The organism is Solibacillus sp. R5-41, assembly GCF_002736105.1.
Lineage (GTDB): Bacteria > Bacillota > Bacilli > Bacillales_A > Planococcaceae > Solibacillus.
The window spans coordinates 3,038,571-3,054,231 of the sequence record NZ_CP024123.1; the positions used below are offsets into that span (position 1 = coordinate 3,038,571).

At 39.1% G+C, this 15,661-nt stretch carries 18 protein-coding genes; 2 read left to right on the plus strand and 16 right to left on the minus strand.

Annotated elements, in window-relative coordinates; genetic code table 11:
• Nucleotides 1-130 precede the first annotated feature (130 nt).
• Nucleotides 131-457 (minus strand): post-transcriptional regulator, encoded by a 327-nt coding sequence (locus tag CSE16_RS15015; RefSeq protein ID WP_099424658.1) that lies wholly within the window; start codon nucleotides 455-457, stop codon nucleotides 131-133.
• Between the two features lie 93 nt (nucleotides 458-550).
• On the opposite strand from CSE16_RS15015, the gene CSE16_RS15020 reads away from it, so the two are divergent.
• On the plus strand, nucleotides 551-2,056 hold the full coding sequence (locus CSE16_RS15020) for a putative polysaccharide biosynthesis protein (protein WP_099424659.1): 1,506 nt from the start codon (nucleotides 551-553) through the stop codon (nucleotides 2,054-2,056).
• Here the strand turns inward: CSE16_RS15020 and CSE16_RS15025 are convergent.
• The 8 genes from CSE16_RS15025 to CSE16_RS15060 all read right to left on the minus strand — a co-directional run bounded on the left by CSE16_RS15025 (nucleotide 2,021) and on the right by CSE16_RS15060 (nucleotide 9,150).
• Nucleotides 2,021-2,677 carry a DUF421 domain-containing protein gene (locus tag CSE16_RS15025; protein WP_099424660.1) on the minus strand — a complete coding sequence of 219 codons (657 nt, stop codon included), beginning with the start codon at nucleotides 2,675-2,677 and terminating at the stop codon, nucleotides 2,021-2,023. The two genes, CSE16_RS15020 and CSE16_RS15025, sit on opposite strands and share 36 nt — an antisense overlap.
• A gap of 101 nt (nucleotides 2,678-2,778) precedes the next feature.
• Nucleotides 2,779-3,039 (minus strand): preprotein translocase subunit YajC, encoded by a 261-nt coding sequence (gene yajC / locus CSE16_RS15030; protein ID WP_099424661.1) that lies wholly within the window; start codon nucleotides 3,037-3,039, stop codon nucleotides 2,779-2,781.
• 151 nt (nucleotides 3,040-3,190) lie between these two features.
• Entirely contained in the window at nucleotides 3,191-4,342 is a 1,152-nt protein-coding gene (gene tgt / locus CSE16_RS15035; RefSeq protein ID WP_099424662.1) for a tRNA guanosine(34) transglycosylase Tgt, read from the minus strand.
• A gap of 96 nt (nucleotides 4,343-4,438) precedes the next feature.
• Entirely contained in the window at nucleotides 4,439-5,476 is a 1,038-nt protein-coding gene (queA, locus tag CSE16_RS15040; protein WP_099424663.1) for a tRNA preQ1(34) S-adenosylmethionine ribosyltransferase-isomerase QueA, read from the minus strand.
• Between the two features lie 15 nt (nucleotides 5,477-5,491).
• A complete protein-coding gene (ruvB, locus tag CSE16_RS15045) occupies nucleotides 5,492-6,496 on the minus strand; it encodes a Holliday junction branch migration DNA helicase RuvB (protein ID WP_099424664.1) in 1,005 nt (334 codons plus the stop codon).
• Between the two features lie 15 nt (nucleotides 6,497-6,511).
• Nucleotides 6,512-7,132, minus strand: a complete 621-nt coding sequence (gene ruvA, locus CSE16_RS15050; RefSeq protein ID WP_099424665.1) for a Holliday junction branch migration protein RuvA — start codon at nucleotides 7,130-7,132, stop codon at nucleotides 6,512-6,514.
• 174 nt (nucleotides 7,133-7,306) lie between these two features.
• Entirely contained in the window at nucleotides 7,307-8,146 is an 840-nt protein-coding gene (locus CSE16_RS15055) for a phosphotransferase (protein ID WP_371514492.1), read from the minus strand.
• Complete coding sequence (locus CSE16_RS15060) at nucleotides 8,137-9,150, minus strand: LysM peptidoglycan-binding domain-containing protein (protein ID WP_099424667.1); 1,014 nt, start codon at nucleotides 9,148-9,150, stop codon at nucleotides 8,137-8,139. The genes CSE16_RS15055 and CSE16_RS15060 overlap by 10 nt, the downstream gene beginning before the upstream one ends.
• Before the next feature lie 202 nt (nucleotides 9,151-9,352).
• Between CSE16_RS15060 and CSE16_RS15065 the strand changes: the two genes are divergently transcribed.
• Nucleotides 9,353-9,880 carry a transcription repressor NadR gene (locus CSE16_RS15065; protein ID WP_172954392.1) on the plus strand — a complete coding sequence of 176 codons (528 nt, stop codon included), beginning with the start codon at nucleotides 9,353-9,355 and terminating at the stop codon, nucleotides 9,878-9,880.
• Between the two features lie 16 nt (nucleotides 9,881-9,896).
• Here CSE16_RS15065 and CSE16_RS15070 read toward each other — a convergent pair whose 3' ends face one another.
• The 7 genes from CSE16_RS15070 to obgE all read right to left on the minus strand — a co-directional run bounded on the left by CSE16_RS15070 (nucleotide 9,897) and on the right by obgE (nucleotide 15,659).
• Nucleotides 9,897-11,171 (minus strand): FtsW/RodA/SpoVE family cell cycle protein, encoded by a 1,275-nt coding sequence (locus CSE16_RS15070; protein ID WP_099424668.1) that lies wholly within the window; start codon nucleotides 11,169-11,171, stop codon nucleotides 9,897-9,899.
• Nucleotides 11,158-11,568, minus strand: a complete 411-nt coding sequence (locus CSE16_RS15075; protein WP_099424669.1) for a helix-turn-helix transcriptional regulator — start codon at nucleotides 11,566-11,568, stop codon at nucleotides 11,158-11,160. Before CSE16_RS15075 ends, CSE16_RS15070 begins: the two co-directional genes overlap by 14 nt.
• On the minus strand, nucleotides 11,561-12,106 hold the full coding sequence (locus tag CSE16_RS15080) for a sigma-70 family RNA polymerase sigma factor (RefSeq protein ID WP_099424670.1): 546 nt from the start codon (nucleotides 12,104-12,106) through the stop codon (nucleotides 11,561-11,563). Before CSE16_RS15080 ends, CSE16_RS15075 begins: the two co-directional genes overlap by 8 nt.
• Nucleotides 12,107-12,210: 104 nt before the next feature.
• Complete coding sequence (locus tag CSE16_RS15085; protein ID WP_099424671.1) at nucleotides 12,211-12,600, minus strand: thiol-disulfide oxidoreductase DCC family protein; 390 nt, start codon at nucleotides 12,598-12,600, stop codon at nucleotides 12,211-12,213.
• 10 nt (nucleotides 12,601-12,610) lie between these two features.
• On the minus strand, nucleotides 12,611-13,483 hold the full coding sequence (gene pheA, locus CSE16_RS15090; protein WP_099424672.1) for a prephenate dehydratase: 873 nt from the start codon (nucleotides 13,481-13,483) through the stop codon (nucleotides 12,611-12,613).
• A 413-nt stretch (nucleotides 13,484-13,896) separates the two neighbouring features.
• On the minus strand, nucleotides 13,897-14,352 hold the full coding sequence (locus CSE16_RS15095) for an ACT domain-containing protein (protein ID WP_099424673.1): 456 nt from the start codon (nucleotides 14,350-14,352) through the stop codon (nucleotides 13,897-13,899).
• A gap of 17 nt (nucleotides 14,353-14,369) precedes the next feature.
• Nucleotides 14,370-15,659: a GTPase ObgE gene (obgE, locus tag CSE16_RS15100; RefSeq protein ID WP_099424674.1), complete on the minus strand. Its 1,290-nt coding sequence runs from the start codon at nucleotides 15,657-15,659 to the stop codon at nucleotides 14,370-14,372.
• Between the last annotated feature and the right edge of the window lie 2 nt (nucleotides 15,660-15,661).

Below are 15,661 nucleotides of genomic sequence, written 5' to 3' on the forward strand. Positions count from 1 at the left end.
TATAATATCAAATATATTTCTTTGCTTTTTGAAAAAGAAAATTCCAAAACTTCAAAAAGCATAACACTATCATTATGAAACAGGATGTGTTACCTGTCAAATTATCACGAAATAATTCATCTTAATTTCCTCATGATTCTTCCGTGTCATTCGTTAGTTTTTTATGAAATAAATGATTCATTTCCTCGGCCGTAATTTCTATTTGAAATGAATTTTCTTTTAAGCCTTTCACTTGTGCATAATTAATCAATTCTGATGAAGTAACTGTAAAAATAGTGGCTACTACTTCATGTAATCTTAATGTATCGATTTCTTTTTTGCGCCACTTTTTTTCTACGCAGTAATTCCATAAGTCTTCTTTCGTAATGGCATTATACCCGAAGTATTGAAATTCCTCCATTTTATTATTAATCACTATTTGAACTTTTTGGTATAAACTTTCGTATGGAATCGCCATTATTGTCACTCCTCGTTCAAAGTTTTAACTACAGTTGTTCATGCATATAGATATTGTATACGAATCAATTTGAAATGAGAAGGGATAAGATAATTGGGATCATTCATGAAAGGGACATTATTCTTAATGTTCGTTATTTTGATTTCGAAGCTTTTTGGCTTTGTTTACAGAATGCAATTTATGCGAATTGCGGGTGAAGAAGCAGTCGGTTTATATATGACTTCCTACCCTACCTTTATATTTTTCATATCACTTATCCAATTAGGCATTCCGATTGCCGTTACAAAAATTGTTGCTGAGTATTATGCCAAAAATAAAGACGAGCATATTCAATCCGTCATGAAAACCGCAATTAAAATTTCGTTTTTTTCCATCCTACTATTCTTCCCAATAGTCGCATTTAGCATTCCTTTTATTGCAAAAACACTCTTACATAATGAAGAAATTGTTTTTACTCTTTATATCGGACTTTGTACTATTCCTCTTGTTATTTTTTCCAGTTTAATTAAAGCCTATTTACAAGGAATCACGAAAATCGCACCGACAGCATGGGCACAACTTTTTGAGCAAGGTGTCCGAATTGCTCTCATCGTATTATTACTTCCTTTGTTTGTGACGCCTCATGATCCAGCTAAAACAGCTGCGTTCGCGATGGCGATTACGGGACTCGGTGAAGTATTTTCTTTTTTATTTTTAGCCTTTTATTATTGGAAAACGAAGCGTCAAATGAAAAAACAGACGACGAAAAAGTATCCAGTGAATCCAATTTTTAAAATCGCCCTTCCTTCAGCGGGAAGTAAATTATTTGGGACGTTTACTTGGTTTTTAGAACCGATTATTTTCTTAAAAGCTTTGACTGTCTCGGGGATAACGGCTTCGGCAGCTACGACGTTATACGGAATTATTTCGGGCGTGCATATCCCGTTACTTTTGTTTCCAGCCTTCATTCCAAGTGCGCTTGCCATCGTATTAATTCCGGCGGTTAGTGGTGCCCTTGCAAAGCAAAATTGGAAGTTGCTCAATAAGCGCATTGCGATGTCACTGAGGGTTTCCTCACTCGTTGGTTGTCTTGCGGCTACGTATTTTTTTCTACACGGGGATGAATTAGCCGTGCGCTTGTTCCACCTCGAAGAGAACCGAGGTTATATGAAAATTTTAGCACCCATTTTTTATTTTTATTATATTCAAAGCCCTCTTCATGCTATTTTACAAGCGGCGGATGAAGCGCGCGCTGCCATGATGAACTCCATCTATGGCGGGGTTGGTAAGCTCTTTCTTTTATTTATTTTAGCTTCCCAGCAAACAATTCAAGAGCACGGTGCCATTATCGCAATCGGCTTTGGTGTACTTATTACGTCTTTTTTACACATTGCTTCCATTCGACAACACAAAAAAATCGCCATTGGTTTTCAAATATTTTTAGTGCCTTATGTGTTATTTATTATTACATGTTTCATCCAACCATTCTTTGCACAAGGGCTACCTTTCGTAGAATCTAGCTTAATGACCATTGCGATTATCCTCGGATTGCTACTGCTCACAAGACAAGTTCGCTTAGAGGATTTAAAATATATTCGTACTATTTTTTCTCGTTCGTAATTGAACAAATAATTTTTCATTTTCGTAGCTGCAATAAAAAATATCCTTCATGTTTGTATAGCCTAGCACCATCAATTCATGCTCGAGCCATTCCTGGTCCTTATTGATGAGTCTTAAATGCCTTTTATCAACATAGCCGTCTAGTACGAGGGGCATAATTAACGGCGGCTCGTCTTTTTTGTAAATCGATAATTTTCCTGACTGCTCTAAAAAAGCATACGAGACATCTTGAATCGACCCAACACCTTGTTCTCGTAGTTGCTGCAGTAAGTCATCCAAATTATAGCGTTGCTTTTTCATTTCGATTTCAACAATCCACCCATCTCTTATAATCATTGATGGGTCTCCTTCTATAAAATCTCGTAAACGCTTATTTTTTAAAAGGAGAAGTGAATTCACATATTGAATAACGAATAGAATTCCAACCGGTAAAATGTCTTTAATAAATGGATTATGTATATCCGCGAGTGCGAGCGCAGCGACCTCGGCAATTAATACAAAAATCGCTAAATCCACAATACTTAATTCGCCGATTTCTCGTTTACCCATCAAACGGAAAACAAGGAGCAAAATAAAATAGAGTGTGACGGTTTTCCCTATAATTAGCACATAATCATTCATCCAAAAACACCTCTTTTTACAATTAAGCGTTTGCCATTTTGCCTTTTCCTATACAAAAAAGCTTGCGGAAAATAAATTTCCGCAAGCTTTTTTTATTACGATTAAACTGCTTCAACGCGTCCAATTGCTTGGCGCTCAAATTTTAAACGTGTGCCGTCGTCTACTTTTATATAAACAACTGTATCTTCAATTGCATCGACTTCACCGTGTAATCCACCAACCGTTACAACGCGATCACCGCGCTTCAAATCGTTTTGCATTGCTACCGTCGCTTTTTGACGCTTTTGTGCTGGACGAATTAAAATAAACCACATTGCTACGAACATAATGATAATAGGTAAAAATTGTAATAAACCTTCCATGTTTCATTTCCCCCTTTCTATATATCACTTACTTAGTATAGTATAAAATCGCTATTTTTTCGCAAAAAAACTCTAAAATTTCATTTAAAAGGTAGATTTTTTTAAGTTTTTGTTCCACTTAATATGAGAGTCTTTTGCAGAACGAATAAAATTAGAAGTTTTTAGCGTTTGGTTTATTGTAGCCGTATTTTTCGAAAAATTCTTCCTTGAAATCACCTAGACGGTCTTCACGAATTGCTTGTCGTACATCTTCCATTAATTTGATTAGGAAGCGTAAGTTATGGTAAGACGTTAAACGTAAGCCAAATGTTTCTTCTGTACGCATTAAATGACGCACATAGGCACGAGTATAATTTTTACATGTGTAGCAATCACAGTTCTCATCGATTGGCGTGAAATCTTTTGCGTATTTTGCATTTTTAATGACCATACGTCCTTCTGAAGTCATCAATGTACCATTACGTGCAATACGTGTTGGTAACACACAGTCGAACATATCAATCCCGCGCATTGCACCATCAATAAGTGAATCTGGAGAACCAACTCCCATTAAATAACGTGGCTTGTCCGCTGGCATAAGTGGTGCTGTAAAGTCTAACACGCGATTCATAATATCTTTTGGCTCGCCTACTGATAGACCACCAATGGCATAACCAGGGAAATCAAGTTCTACAAGTGCCTCTGCTGAACGACGTCGTAGCTCTTCGTATTCGCCCCCTTGGATAATTCCGAATAAACCTTGCTCTTCTGAACGTTGATGTGCTTCTTTACAGCGTTTAGCCCAACGTGTCGTACGGTCTACAGATGCTAACATATACTCATATGTCGCTGGGAATGGTGGACATTCATCAAATGCCATCATAATATCCGAGCCAAGGTCATTTTGAATTTCCATCGCTTTTTCAGGAGATAAAAACAGCTTGTCCCCATTTAAATGATTGCGGAAATGAACGCCTTCTTCTTCAATTTTACGGAATTTGCTTAGTGAGAATACTTGGAAGCCGCCTGAATCCGTTAAAATCGGACGATCCCAGTTCATGAATTTATGCAAGCCACCTGCTTCTTTCACAATATCATTTCCTGGACGTAACCATAAATGGTAAGTGTTCGATAGGATGATACCGGCATCCATTTCTTTTAATTCCTCAGGGCTCATCGCTTTTACTGTTGCTTGTGTCCCTACTGGCATGAACGTTGGTGTTTCAAAAGAACCGTGTGGCGTATGGACGATTCCTAGACGCGCTCCTGTTTGCGCACATGTTTTAATTAATTCATAACGAATTGGTGGTTGTGATTGTGTCATTGTAAATTTAATTCCTCTCTTCAACTAAAGTAAAAACAGTACTTTGTTTATTTGCGCAGCCCTAAAATGGCGGACGTAATTTGGATTATTACGATTTTATTTTTTTGGACGAATGAACATCGCGTCGCCAAAGCTAAAGAAGCGATATTGTTCTTCCACTGCTGTTTCATACGCATGTAAAATCGTTTCTTTGCTTGCTAACGCGCTTACGAGCATGACAAGCGTCGATTTTGGTAAATGGAAGTTTGTAATTAACCCATCAATTGCTTTATATTCATAGCCTGGATAAATAAAGATGCTTGTCCAACCTTGTTCCGCAACGATTTTCCCATCATTTTTTGAGGCAACCGTTTCTAACGTACGCGTAGATGTTGTACCAACAGAAATAATGTTGCCTCCATTTGCTTTTACACGATTAATCGTAGCAGCAGCTTCCTCAGTCACGCTGTAAAACTCAGAGTGCATATCATGGTTTTCGATCGAGTCTACACTTACCGGACGGAATGTACCAAGACCTACATGAAGTGTAACAAATACTACTTCAACACCTTTTGCACGAATTGCATCAAGTAATGGCTCTGTAAAATGAAGTCCTGCTGTTGGAGCTGCAGCTGAACCGCGCTCTTTTGCATAAACCGTTTGATAACGGTCCTGGTCATCCAACTTTTCTCGAATGTATGGTGGCAATGGCATCTCGCCTAGTTGCTCCAAAATCTCATAAAAAATGCCGTCATAGTCAAATTTAAATAGACGACCGCCATGCTCAAGCTCCCCTGTACATGTTGCCGTAAGTAAACCTTCGCCAAACGTAACGACTGTCCCGACTTTAATACGTTTCGCAGGCTTCACGAGCGTTTCCCATTCGTCATCATTCGTTTGCTTTAATAATAATACTTCAATATTTGCCCCTGTATCCGGTTTTACACCCATTAAACGCGCTGGTAAAACACGCGTATCATTTAATACGAGGCAATCTCCTGCTTGGAATTCATCTAAAATTTTGGCAAATGTATGATGTTCCAAGTCTAATGAGTTTGGATTAACAACCATTAGTCGACTTGCTGTGCGATCAAGTAATGGAGTTTGTGCAATTAATTCTTCAGGTAATTGAAAATCAAAATCTTCTACTTTCAAATTCAAAACTTCCTTCTATTCTTTTTGTGCTGGCGGATAGCCAAAATGATTATAGCAAAGGTCCGTTGCAATACGCCCTCTTGGAGACCTTTGGATAAAACCGATTTGTAATAAATACGGTTCATACACATCTTCTATTGTAATGCGCTCCTCTCCAATTGAAGCAGCTAGCGCATCCAAGCCAACCGGTCCTCCACCAAAACGCTCAATCATGGACTGAATCAATTTATGGTCGATATGATCAAGCCCTCTCGGATCCACCTGTAATAATTCTAACGCCTGGGCCGCAAGCTCTGGTGAAATAACTCCATTTGCTAATACTTGTGCATAATCACGCACCCGTTTTAACAAGCGGTTGGCAATACGTGGTGTACCTCGCGACCGCCGTGCAATTTCAGCAGCAGCATGTTGACCAATCTCGACACCGAATAATGCACCTGAACGAATAACAATTTCAGCTAATGCTTCTTCATCATAGTATTCAAGACGCGTGAGAACGCCAAAACGATCTCGCAGTGGTGCAGATAAAGCACCTGCTCGCGTTGTTGCACCTATTAAAGTAAATGGTGGTAAGTCGAGCCGGATCGAGCGCGCTTCTGGACCTTTACCAACAACAATATCTAGGCAAAAGTCTTCCATTGCAGAATAAAGTACTTCTTCAATCGCTCGAGGCAAACGATGAATTTCATCAATGAATAGCACATCACCTGGCTCAAGCGAACTTAAAATCGCCGCTAAATCACCGGGACGTTCAATGGCTGGACCACTTGTCATTTTCACCTGAACTTCCATTTCATTGGCTATAACAATCGCTAATGTCGTTTTTCCTAAACCAGGCGGACCATAAAGGAGTACGTGGTCAAGACTTTCCTGACGAAGTTTTGCAGCTTCAATGAATATCTTTAAGTTTTCCTTTACTTTATGCTGCCCTATGTATTGTACAAGTCGCTGCGGACGTAAAGAAAGCTCAAGTTGTTGTTCTGCTTCAGATGCTTCACTTGAAAGTACACGGTCTGACATGGTTCTCACTCCTTATCACTTCATTTTCAATAATAATTTCAACGCTTGTTTCATATAGCCATCTGTTGTCGACAGTTTTTCATCGTCCTCAAGCAACGGTTTGATTTTTGCCAACTCTTTTTCAGAGTAGCCTAAAGCAGTCAATGCGAGCATCGCTTCCTCAAGTTCATGCTGATTCGGATTAACACCAAATAACGGCAGTTCCTCATCTGTACTTGGCAGCTCAAATGAATCCAGTAATGCGCTAAGCTTTCCTTTTAAATCCAATATCATTTGGCGGGCTGTTTTCTTTCCGACACCAGGAAAACGAATTAAAAAAGCTTCATCTTCCATTTCAATCGCTTGAATAACTTGTGTTGGATTGCCACTAGCTAAAATCGCAAGCGCGCCCTTTGGACCAATGCCCGATACTTGAATTAACTTTTTAAACAATTCACGTTGCTCTAAGTTATTAAATCCATATAATAGCTGGGCATCTTCACGAACTTGCATCGAAACATATATTTGCTGCTCACTCGCAGATTGTCTAAATACAAAAGGATTGGGTGTAAATAATCGCCAACCAATTCCTTGCTGCTCCAACACAATAAATTCTGGTGTAATTCTTGTTACTTGTCCTTTTAAATAATCATACATGTCCTATCCCTCACATTCATGCCTTTATTATAACATACTGTTCCACTCAAACCGAACGTACGTTGCATTTCACATGAAGAAAGACTGCCTAAAATTGAGACAGTCTACACTATTTTAGCATATCAATTCATGAAGTAACACTGATATACTTCTATCATTTCATAACAATCTCATTTATGCTAATTCCAAAACCATTTGCGTTAATTTTTTTTCATGACGAAGCACATCGCCCGCAAATTTTTTAATAAATGGATAGCAGCCTTGTTTTTGACGTGGTAATAATTTCAAATAAAATAATGACTCTCTCATTATTTCATTTGGATAGAGTAAATAATGTACTTTTTGCCTAACATGTTGTAAATAGGGATGTTCCCGCATTAAGCTTTTCAAATCATAGTCAACATTTGGTAAGACGCGGTGGACCCATAAAATGAGTTCATCTGTCTTTTTCCCCATTGCCGCTAAGTCGAAATCAACGAGCTTTACATCATCTTTTCCAAACATGAAGTTATGATGAACAACATCCCCATGCAGTAGCGTTCGTTCTTCTAATTCCGTACTAATTCCATCGATTTGATTTAATGCATTTGAAGCCATCGTGACAATTTTTTTATAATCATCACGCAATAAAATTTTCAATTCATGCTCATGTTCAATGAACCTTTCAAACCGACGATACCATTTTTCCCTCAACTCATAGTAAGGTAATAAATCGATTTCCTGCCAATAAATTTGTTCATTTGTTTCATGTAAAGCTTGCAGCGCCTCCAAGGATTTTTGTTGATCTGAAAGCTTACTAAAATCCGCACTTCTTCCTTCATACCAGCTTTGCTTCAAAATATGGGTATCCCCATTTTTTTCAACGTTCAAATGATATGGAAATTGAATACTTTTTAGCTTTTTATGAATTGTTTTTACTTTTTGCGCGATGTACACATCTTCATAATACTTCATAAAAAAATCGCCTTTAGCTGACTCCCACTTCCAACAATTTTCTTTAATGACTAATGACATGACTTCGGTGGATGTGGCATCGGATTCATTTGCGGATGCATCTGTGGCATCATGTACATTGGCATTGGGTATGGAGTTGGATATGGCATCATCGGCGGTTGTTGGCAGCCACATGAATTTTGCATTGGCATCATCGGCGATTCTTGACAGCCACATGAATTCGGCATCGGCATCGGCATTGGCATTGGCATCAGATTCATATTTTGCATTTCATTATAGTAATGTCGAACTTGCTGATCCCTGTCGTGACCATGATCCATCTGCGCAATTGGCGATTCTTCCTGATACATCGGCATAAATGCTGGGGAATCTTCCATTCTTATGCCATGACAGTTTTGACAAATCGGCATTGGCATCGGTTGCATGCAATGGTGTTGCATTGGTGGCATGAAATGTGGCATACAATGATGTTGCATCGGTGGCATGAAGTGTGGCATACAATGATGTTGCATTGGCGGCATACAATGGTGCTGTATCGGTGGCTGAATAAAAATCGGTGGTTGTGGTTGTGGTTGCGGTTGTGGCATAACAGGCGGTGGTATTGGCATTGGAGTAGGTGTTGGCGGAACTGGCAGCGGTTGTGGTGTAGGTGTCATGATTGGGGCTTCAATAGTTGGTTGAAAATGGACATGTGTTTGTTGCCAATTCGGGATTTGTACGGGTACTGCAGGGGGCTGGTAATAAAAATCCCCTTGCCACAAAGGTCTTGGCTGAACAGGTAGTGGAACTGGTACTGGAGTTGGTGTTGGAACTGGTGTTGGGACTATCGGTTTTTCCTTCACAATCGGTTTTACTGGTTTTTCCTGCTCTTTCACAATAGCCTTGTGCATTACTTCTTTTTCCTTCTTTGTTCCTCCATCAGGTAAGATAATTTCCATCCCCGGAACAATATAATCAGGATTTGCTAAATGAGCATTTAATCGCTTTAAATCTTCAAAGCCAATGGAATATTGCTTGGCAATTTTCCATAATGTATCACCTTTTTGAACAATATGAACTCGCACGTATTTCCCCCTTTTCTCGTAATAGCATATGCGCTAATTGCTCAGTTGCCACAATATTTCATCTACAATATGGTTTTTAACCGTGACCAAAGAGAATACATTTCAGTAAAGCGTTTTAGCCCAACTCGTAGTGATGCCCCAACAATTTGCGCTATATGTTACACTATGATTACAATGTTTGTCTTTAGAAGAGGTGAAAGTAATGAAAAAAATGTTAGGTGAAGAGCGACGTCATGAGCTGCTCGCCCTATTAAAAAATGCGACACAACCATTAACTGGCACAGATTTAGCAAAGCATACAAATGTGTCACGTCAAGTAATCGTCAATGATATGAACTTATTAAAAGCACGAAATGAACCAATTGTTTCAACGAGCCAAGGCTATATTTACATGCACAATATGCTACAGACGCGATTTGAGCGTAAAATTGTTTGCATGCATACCGCAAAGCAGGCAAAGGAAGAGCTATTTGTGTTAGTCGATTGCGGTGTAACAGTTGAAAGTGTCATTGTTGAGCATCCGGTTTATGGAGAATTAACTGCGTCTATCCGCGTTTCAAACCGTTTAGAAGTAGAACATTTTATGAAGCGAGTTCAAGAAACAAATGCACAATTTCTTTCCGCTTTAACAGATGGTACCCATTTACATGTGATAAGTGCCACAGCTGAGGAAAACTTAAATTTAGCAGAGGCAAAACTAAGAGCGCTCGGTATATTAGTGGAAAATTAAAAAGCTATCCGAAAAGTCAGGTAAATTGACTTTTTGGATAGCTTTTTCTTCTATATACACTCAAAATTATACCAATAACAAACGCGTTTATGGTAACAGGCACCATCCCATAACTAATGAATGGAATTGGGATTGCGATAATCGGAACAAGCCCGAGCACGATTAAAATTGCATACATGAATTGACTACTATACAGTGTCACACCACCAATAATTAACATTTTACCAAACGGATTTTGTATGAAGCGTGCGATCCATATACTTCGAATTGCTACTAACAGTAGGATACTAGCAACGAGAAGCCCCACGGCAAGCCCGTAAACATGGACAATTTGGACAAATGCAAAATCAGTATGACTATCAGGTATTAATAAAACCTCATTCGCCCCGAACCATCCGCCTTCACTTAAAGCTCGTTCCAATAACAAATAATAGTAACCTGAACCATCTGCGTTTTTTTCTGGTGAGATAAAACCATTAAGGCGATCTAATTGATACGGCATTGCTTGAGAAATCGAAAAGCCAAGTAAACTTCCTCCTACTAAAAAGAAACTACTAAGTAGGACGATTTTTTGTTTCTTCGTATAATGACTACATAAAAATAAAACAGCAACGACAATGATGTAAATTAATAACGCTGCCAAACTAGGATTGGCTAGTATCGGGTAACATGAAATGAAAAATAACGTGAGTAGCTGCCATAATTTCCATTGCCTTCTCGTAAAAAAGCCTGCCCATGCGACTAGTAAAAATGGTAATGCCACCCATACTTGCACAACAATCGGCCCCATTACGAAAATTGCTTGACCATTTACAAATTGATTTGGAAACAATTCAAGGAACAGTAAAATAGCCATTCCCGTAGCATAAAAATACAGGTCAAAGCGCAGTAGCTTTCTGTAATCAATCAACATAAAACTGAAAATTAAAAAAAATCCAATTAAAATATGAAACACTTTCTTTTCAATTAATATTGAACTATTATATTGTCCTAGTCCTTCTGGTAAAGCAAGTAGCGGTAAGAAGCTTAAAAGAAAAATAACCGCCATTAAACTGATTAACAGCCAATCCCATTTTGGTTTGTGAATTTTATTGAGTGATTTTCCTAACTGGCTTGCACTGCCCATTTCCGCAATGGCCTTTTGCTCCGCTTCTGACTCTGTATAGCCTTTTTGTAGCCACGCCTTTTTGGCATTCTCTATATGCTGCTTTAATTCTTGTCGCACATGTACTTTCGCTTCTTTTGAGCGAATATAGCTTGTAACGGCATGTAAAAAATCAGAAATGTTCATTCAGTCGCACCTCCAACAATCGGTGTTTGATTTTAAAGTGGGTCTTTGATTCTCGATTTTGAGAACGCAGCCATTTCAATCCACTGTTCGTCAGTTGATAGTATTTCCCCCCTGTGTCATCCCACTGTGAGATAATGCGTCCCTTATTTTCTTGCTCATGTAAAATCGAATAAATAATGCCTTCATTATTAAAAATCTCCCGTACACCTCGTGCATGTAAAAGCTGTGCTAATTCAATTCCAGATTTTTTATCCACGAGCAGTGACAAAATATGTTGTTCTACTTGTGATTCATTCAACTGTTGCTGTACACGTTCTCGGTGAGTAGCTGTAAATTCTACCTGGGAAAAAATAGATTCATTCATCGCTTTTTTTAAGTTTTTTAATCGGTCATCCATTGAACTCACCCTCCAACTGTTTCTTTAGTAGTCGTTTGCCTTTACGCAATCTAGTTTTGATGGTATTCTCATTCACTTGTAAAACGTCGGCGATTTCCTTCATCGTTTGCTCCTCGTAATAACATAAATAAATGACTTCCCGGTACTTGATCGGTAATTGCATGACAGCATTGACGAGCGCATAATCTTCATCTCGTTGTATAACGATCGTTTCCACCGTTTGATGGCTCGTCTGTTCCTGTAAATAAGTTTGTTCAATTAAATCAACTTTTTTGAAATACCAGCATTTTAAATAATCCTTCGTATGATTAATTGCGATACGCCAAAGCCATGTTTTTATCGAAGATTGCTGCTGAAAGGTCGGAAGTGCTTTGTAGCATTTTATAAAAATTTCCTGTGTTAAATCTTCGGCGATTGTCACGTTATGTACGTATTGCACAACAAGTTGCAATACATCTTGACCATATGTGTTCATTAATTCATCGATGATTTCTTCATTCGTTTGTGTTGTTGTCGTTTGCATTAGGTAGCTATCCATTGTTTTCCTCCTTTCCTGTAAATTAGACGAGGCATGTTCACGAATAGTTTTCATGTCACACAAAAAAGGTTGCTTCCTTGGTATGAGGATGCAACCTTTTCACTTTATAAGAAGCGTTTTCTCTGTTCATTCGTTGGCAAGAGACACGCTTCTTTTTTTCCAAACCATTTGTATCGATTATTGGCCAGTATATTATACGCACGATTACGAATCGCTGGTGGTATCAACATTGCGCCATAACACCATTTCCACAAGCCGTCTAAGTTTTTGGCGATTTTTAAAGCAGCTGTGGATTGGATATACGCCTTCCCTTGATCAATAAGCACTAAACTATTGGTCGCTGGTGGAATGTCGTATTGCTTTAATAAGGATTGCCCGATTTCACTTTGTAACGAGGCAAATTGAAAATAGCCTTGCGCATCATGTTTTAAAATAAACTGGACGCTTGCATCACAAACATTACATTCACCATCAAAAAGCACAATGCTTTTCAATTTTTTCACCTCATTCCGGTGTAGCATAAGTGAAGTATGTACCGAGCGATTTCACCTCGCAACCGAGCGCATGAAGCTCCTCGACTGCACCCTTCATCATTGGTTCCTCTTCATCTGCTAGTATATCAATAATGAAGAAATAATTCCCTAGACCTGTCTTTAAAGGACGTGATTCAATTTTACTTAAATTGAGTTTGCGCCATGCAAAAACGGATAATACTTGATGCAATGCCCCAGAAATATCTGTCGGCAATGTTACCATAAATGACGTTTTTGGCTGCGCTTGCAACGGGACAATGGCGTGTCTTGTATTTTGCTTTGACAGGACAAAAAATCGTGTATGGTTAAAATGAAAATCATGAATATTTTTTTGGACGATATGTAATCCATATTTTTCTGCAGCAGATTCATTGGCAATCGCCGCAATACAACGGTCCTCTGTTTGAGAAACAAGTGCTGCTGCCGCCGCTGTTGAAGAATACGGTGTTTGTTCAACGAGTGCATGATTATAATATAAATACTTATGACATTGCGCGAGTGCATGTGGATGCGAATAAATTTCTTCTAGCGCTTTCCAATCTCCTGCATATTTTTTATTAACAAGTAAATGCTGCTGAATTTTTGACATGACCTCTGCGGTTACATACAAACTAGCCTCGTGAAATAAATAGTCAACCGTTAAAGGAACAGAGCCTTCTAACGCATTTTCCACTGGTACAACAGCTAAATCTACTTTCCCTTCTGTAACAGCTTCAATACAGTCCGGAATCGATGCATAAGGTATATGCCATTCATTCGGGAATAAACCTTTCGTTGCCAAATAGGTAAAGGATGCTTCTGGACCTAAATAAGCAATGCGTTTTCCCCAATTTTGTTCTGACATGTTGGACCCTCCTTTTATATATAAGTTGAATTAAAGAATTCCTCCTGTTAGATATTTTTCATAACAGGGGGATTGATTTCCATTCCGGTCCGGACGCTTTCCGCGGGCACGGCTCCAACTAACTTGCTTCGAGATGCATCTCGAAACAAGTGGATTTTCCGCCCGTGCTGTTCCCGCTGGAGTCGCCTCCCCTTCATTCCAATCAACTTGCATTCTTTTAAAATGTTGTCAGATAAACTAGTGGAGTTTTTCCCCATTAAAAAGCAGGATTCATATGTTCAGGTTATACAGTTCTAAATTTTCAGTATTCTTTACCTAAATAAGAAAGGGCGTAACATGACGCCCTTCTCTTAATTCGTGAATATAGAAAGTACATGAACACATGGTTTTAGCATGTGTTCTGCCTTTCTTCATTATAGTGCACCTGAGCTAATCACTTCAGCAGACTCGATAAATTCAAGTTGCTTTAAGCTACGAACGAGGTCATCTAACTCATAGGACATGCTTGTCACATCCAATGAAAGTGTTACATTGGCACGGCCTTGAATCGGAATTGTTTGATGAATCGTCAACACATTACAATGTGCCTCTGAAACCGTTTCAAGTAATTTCGCAAGCGTGCCTTTACGGTCTTGTAGCTGAATAAAGATTGTTAAAATTCGTTCCTGAACAATCGAGTGAAAAGGAAAAACGGCATCACGATACTTATAAAAAGCGCTTCGAGACAAATCGACCTCTTTTACAGCATCCCAGATGGAAGCAACCGTGCCATTTTGCAACAGCTGTTTCGCCTCTAAAGTTTTTTGCATCGCGTCAGTTAATACGTCTTCACGCACTAAATAATATCGTTGATTTGCAACGTTTTTCATAGTTTTCCCCCTAATTCTTAATCGACAAAGTCAAATTCAAATTCCATTAAACGTACTGTATTACCGTTTTCTGCGCCACGTTTACGTAACTCTTCGTCAACACCCATCGCACGTAACTGACGAGCAAATCGACGAATTCCATCTTCACGACTAAAGTCTGTCATTTTAAATAGACGTTCAATTGTATATCCAGAAAGGACAAATGCACCATCATCGTCACGTGTAATTTCGAAGTCTCCACCTGATCCTTCATGCTTATAAAGCACCGTTGCATCCGATTCTTCATCTTCAATTTCATGCAGTAAAAATTCTGGTGTTACGTCGATTAAGTCAGCCGCTTCAAATAATAACGGCTTTAATCCTTGACGAGAAACCGCTGAAACTGGGAATATTTTCACATCTTCGCTAATTTTCTTCTTAAATGCTTCTAAGTTTTCTTCTGCATTTGGCATGTCCATTTTATTGGCAACGATTATTTGTGGACGTTCTAATAAGCGTAAGTTGTATTGTTCTAATTCTTTATTAATTGTGACATAGTCATCATATGGATCGCGCCCTTCCATACCAGACATATCAATCACATGGACGATAACACGTGTGCGTTCAATATGACGAAGGAATTGCATACCTAGACCAACACCTTGGTGTGCGCCTTCGATTAATCCTGGTAAATCAGCCATTGCAAATGAGCGACCATCATCTGTTTCAACCATCCCTAAGTTCGGTACAATTGTAGTGAAGTGGTACGCACCAATTTTTGGCTTAGCTGAAGAGACAACCGATAATAGTGTTGATTTCCCAACCGATGGGAAGCCAACTAAACCAACGTCTGCTAATACTTTTAATTCTAAAATAACATCTAACTCTTGTCCTGGTTCACCTTTTTCTGCTAACTCAGGTGCAGGGTTTGCAGGTGTCGCAAAACGACAGTTCCCACGACCTCCACGACCAGCCTTTGCAATAACCGCCTGTTGACCATGCTCGACTAAGTCCGCAATGACCACTTTCGTTTCCGCGTTCATAACGACTGTACCAGGTGGCACTTTAATAATCATGTCTTTCGATTTACGACCGTGCATCCCTTTACTCATACCGTGTTCTCCGCGCTCTGCCGCAAAGTGACGCTTATATCGGAAGTCCATTAATGTACGTAAGCCTTCTTCTACCTCAAATACTACGTTACCACCGTGACCGCCATCTCCACCAGCTGGTCCACCATTTGGTACATATTTTTCACGACGGAATGCAACCATTCCATCTCCGCCGTCTCCACCTCTAACATAAACCTTTACGTGATCGACAAACATTT

Excerpts from the sequence above, each read along its gene's own strand:
- CSE16_RS15015 (WP_099424658.1), bottom strand. The coding sequence starts at position 457 with ATGGCGATTCCATACGAAAGTTTATACCAAAAAGTTCAAATAGTGATT.
- CSE16_RS15025 (WP_099424660.1), bottom strand. The coding sequence starts at position 2,677 with ATGAATGATTATGTGCTAATTATAGGGAAAACCGTCACACTCTATTTT.
- yajC (WP_099424661.1), bottom strand. The coding sequence starts at position 3,039 with ATGGAAGGTTTATTACAATTTTTACCTATTATCATTATGTTCGTAGCA.
- tgt (WP_099424662.1), bottom strand. The coding sequence starts at position 4,342 with ATGACACAATCACAACCACCAATTCGTTATGAATTAATTAAAACATGT.
- ruvB (WP_099424664.1), bottom strand. The coding sequence starts at position 6,496 with ATGTCAGACCGTGTACTTTCAAGTGAAGCATCTGAAGCAGAACAACAA.
- ruvA (WP_099424665.1), bottom strand. The coding sequence starts at position 7,132 with ATGTATGATTATTTAAAAGGACAAGTAACAAGAATTACACCAGAATTT.
- CSE16_RS15055 (WP_371514492.1), bottom strand. The coding sequence starts at position 8,146 with ATGTCATTAGTCATTAAAGAAAATTGTTGGAAGTGGGAGTCAGCTAAA.
- CSE16_RS15065 (WP_172954392.1), top strand. The coding sequence starts at position 9,353 with ATGAAAAAAATGTTAGGTGAAGAGCGACGTCATGAGCTGCTCGCCCTA.
- CSE16_RS15070 (WP_099424668.1), bottom strand. The coding sequence starts at position 11,171 with ATGAACATTTCTGATTTTTTACATGCCGTTACAAGCTATATTCGCTCA.
- CSE16_RS15075 (WP_099424669.1), bottom strand. The coding sequence starts at position 11,568 with ATGGATGACCGATTAAAAAACTTAAAAAAAGCGATGAATGAATCTATT.
- CSE16_RS15080 (WP_099424670.1), bottom strand. The coding sequence starts at position 12,106 with ATGGATAGCTACCTAATGCAAACGACAACAACACAAACGAATGAAGAA.
- pheA (WP_099424672.1), bottom strand. The coding sequence starts at position 13,483 with ATGTCAGAACAAAATTGGGGAAAACGCATTGCTTATTTAGGTCCAGAA.
- CSE16_RS15095 (WP_099424673.1), bottom strand. The coding sequence starts at position 14,352 with ATGAAAAACGTTGCAAATCAACGATATTATTTAGTGCGTGAAGACGTA.
- obgE (WP_099424674.1), bottom strand. The coding sequence starts at position 15,659 with ATGTTTGTCGATCACGTAAAGGTTTATGTTAGAGGTGGAGACGGCGGA.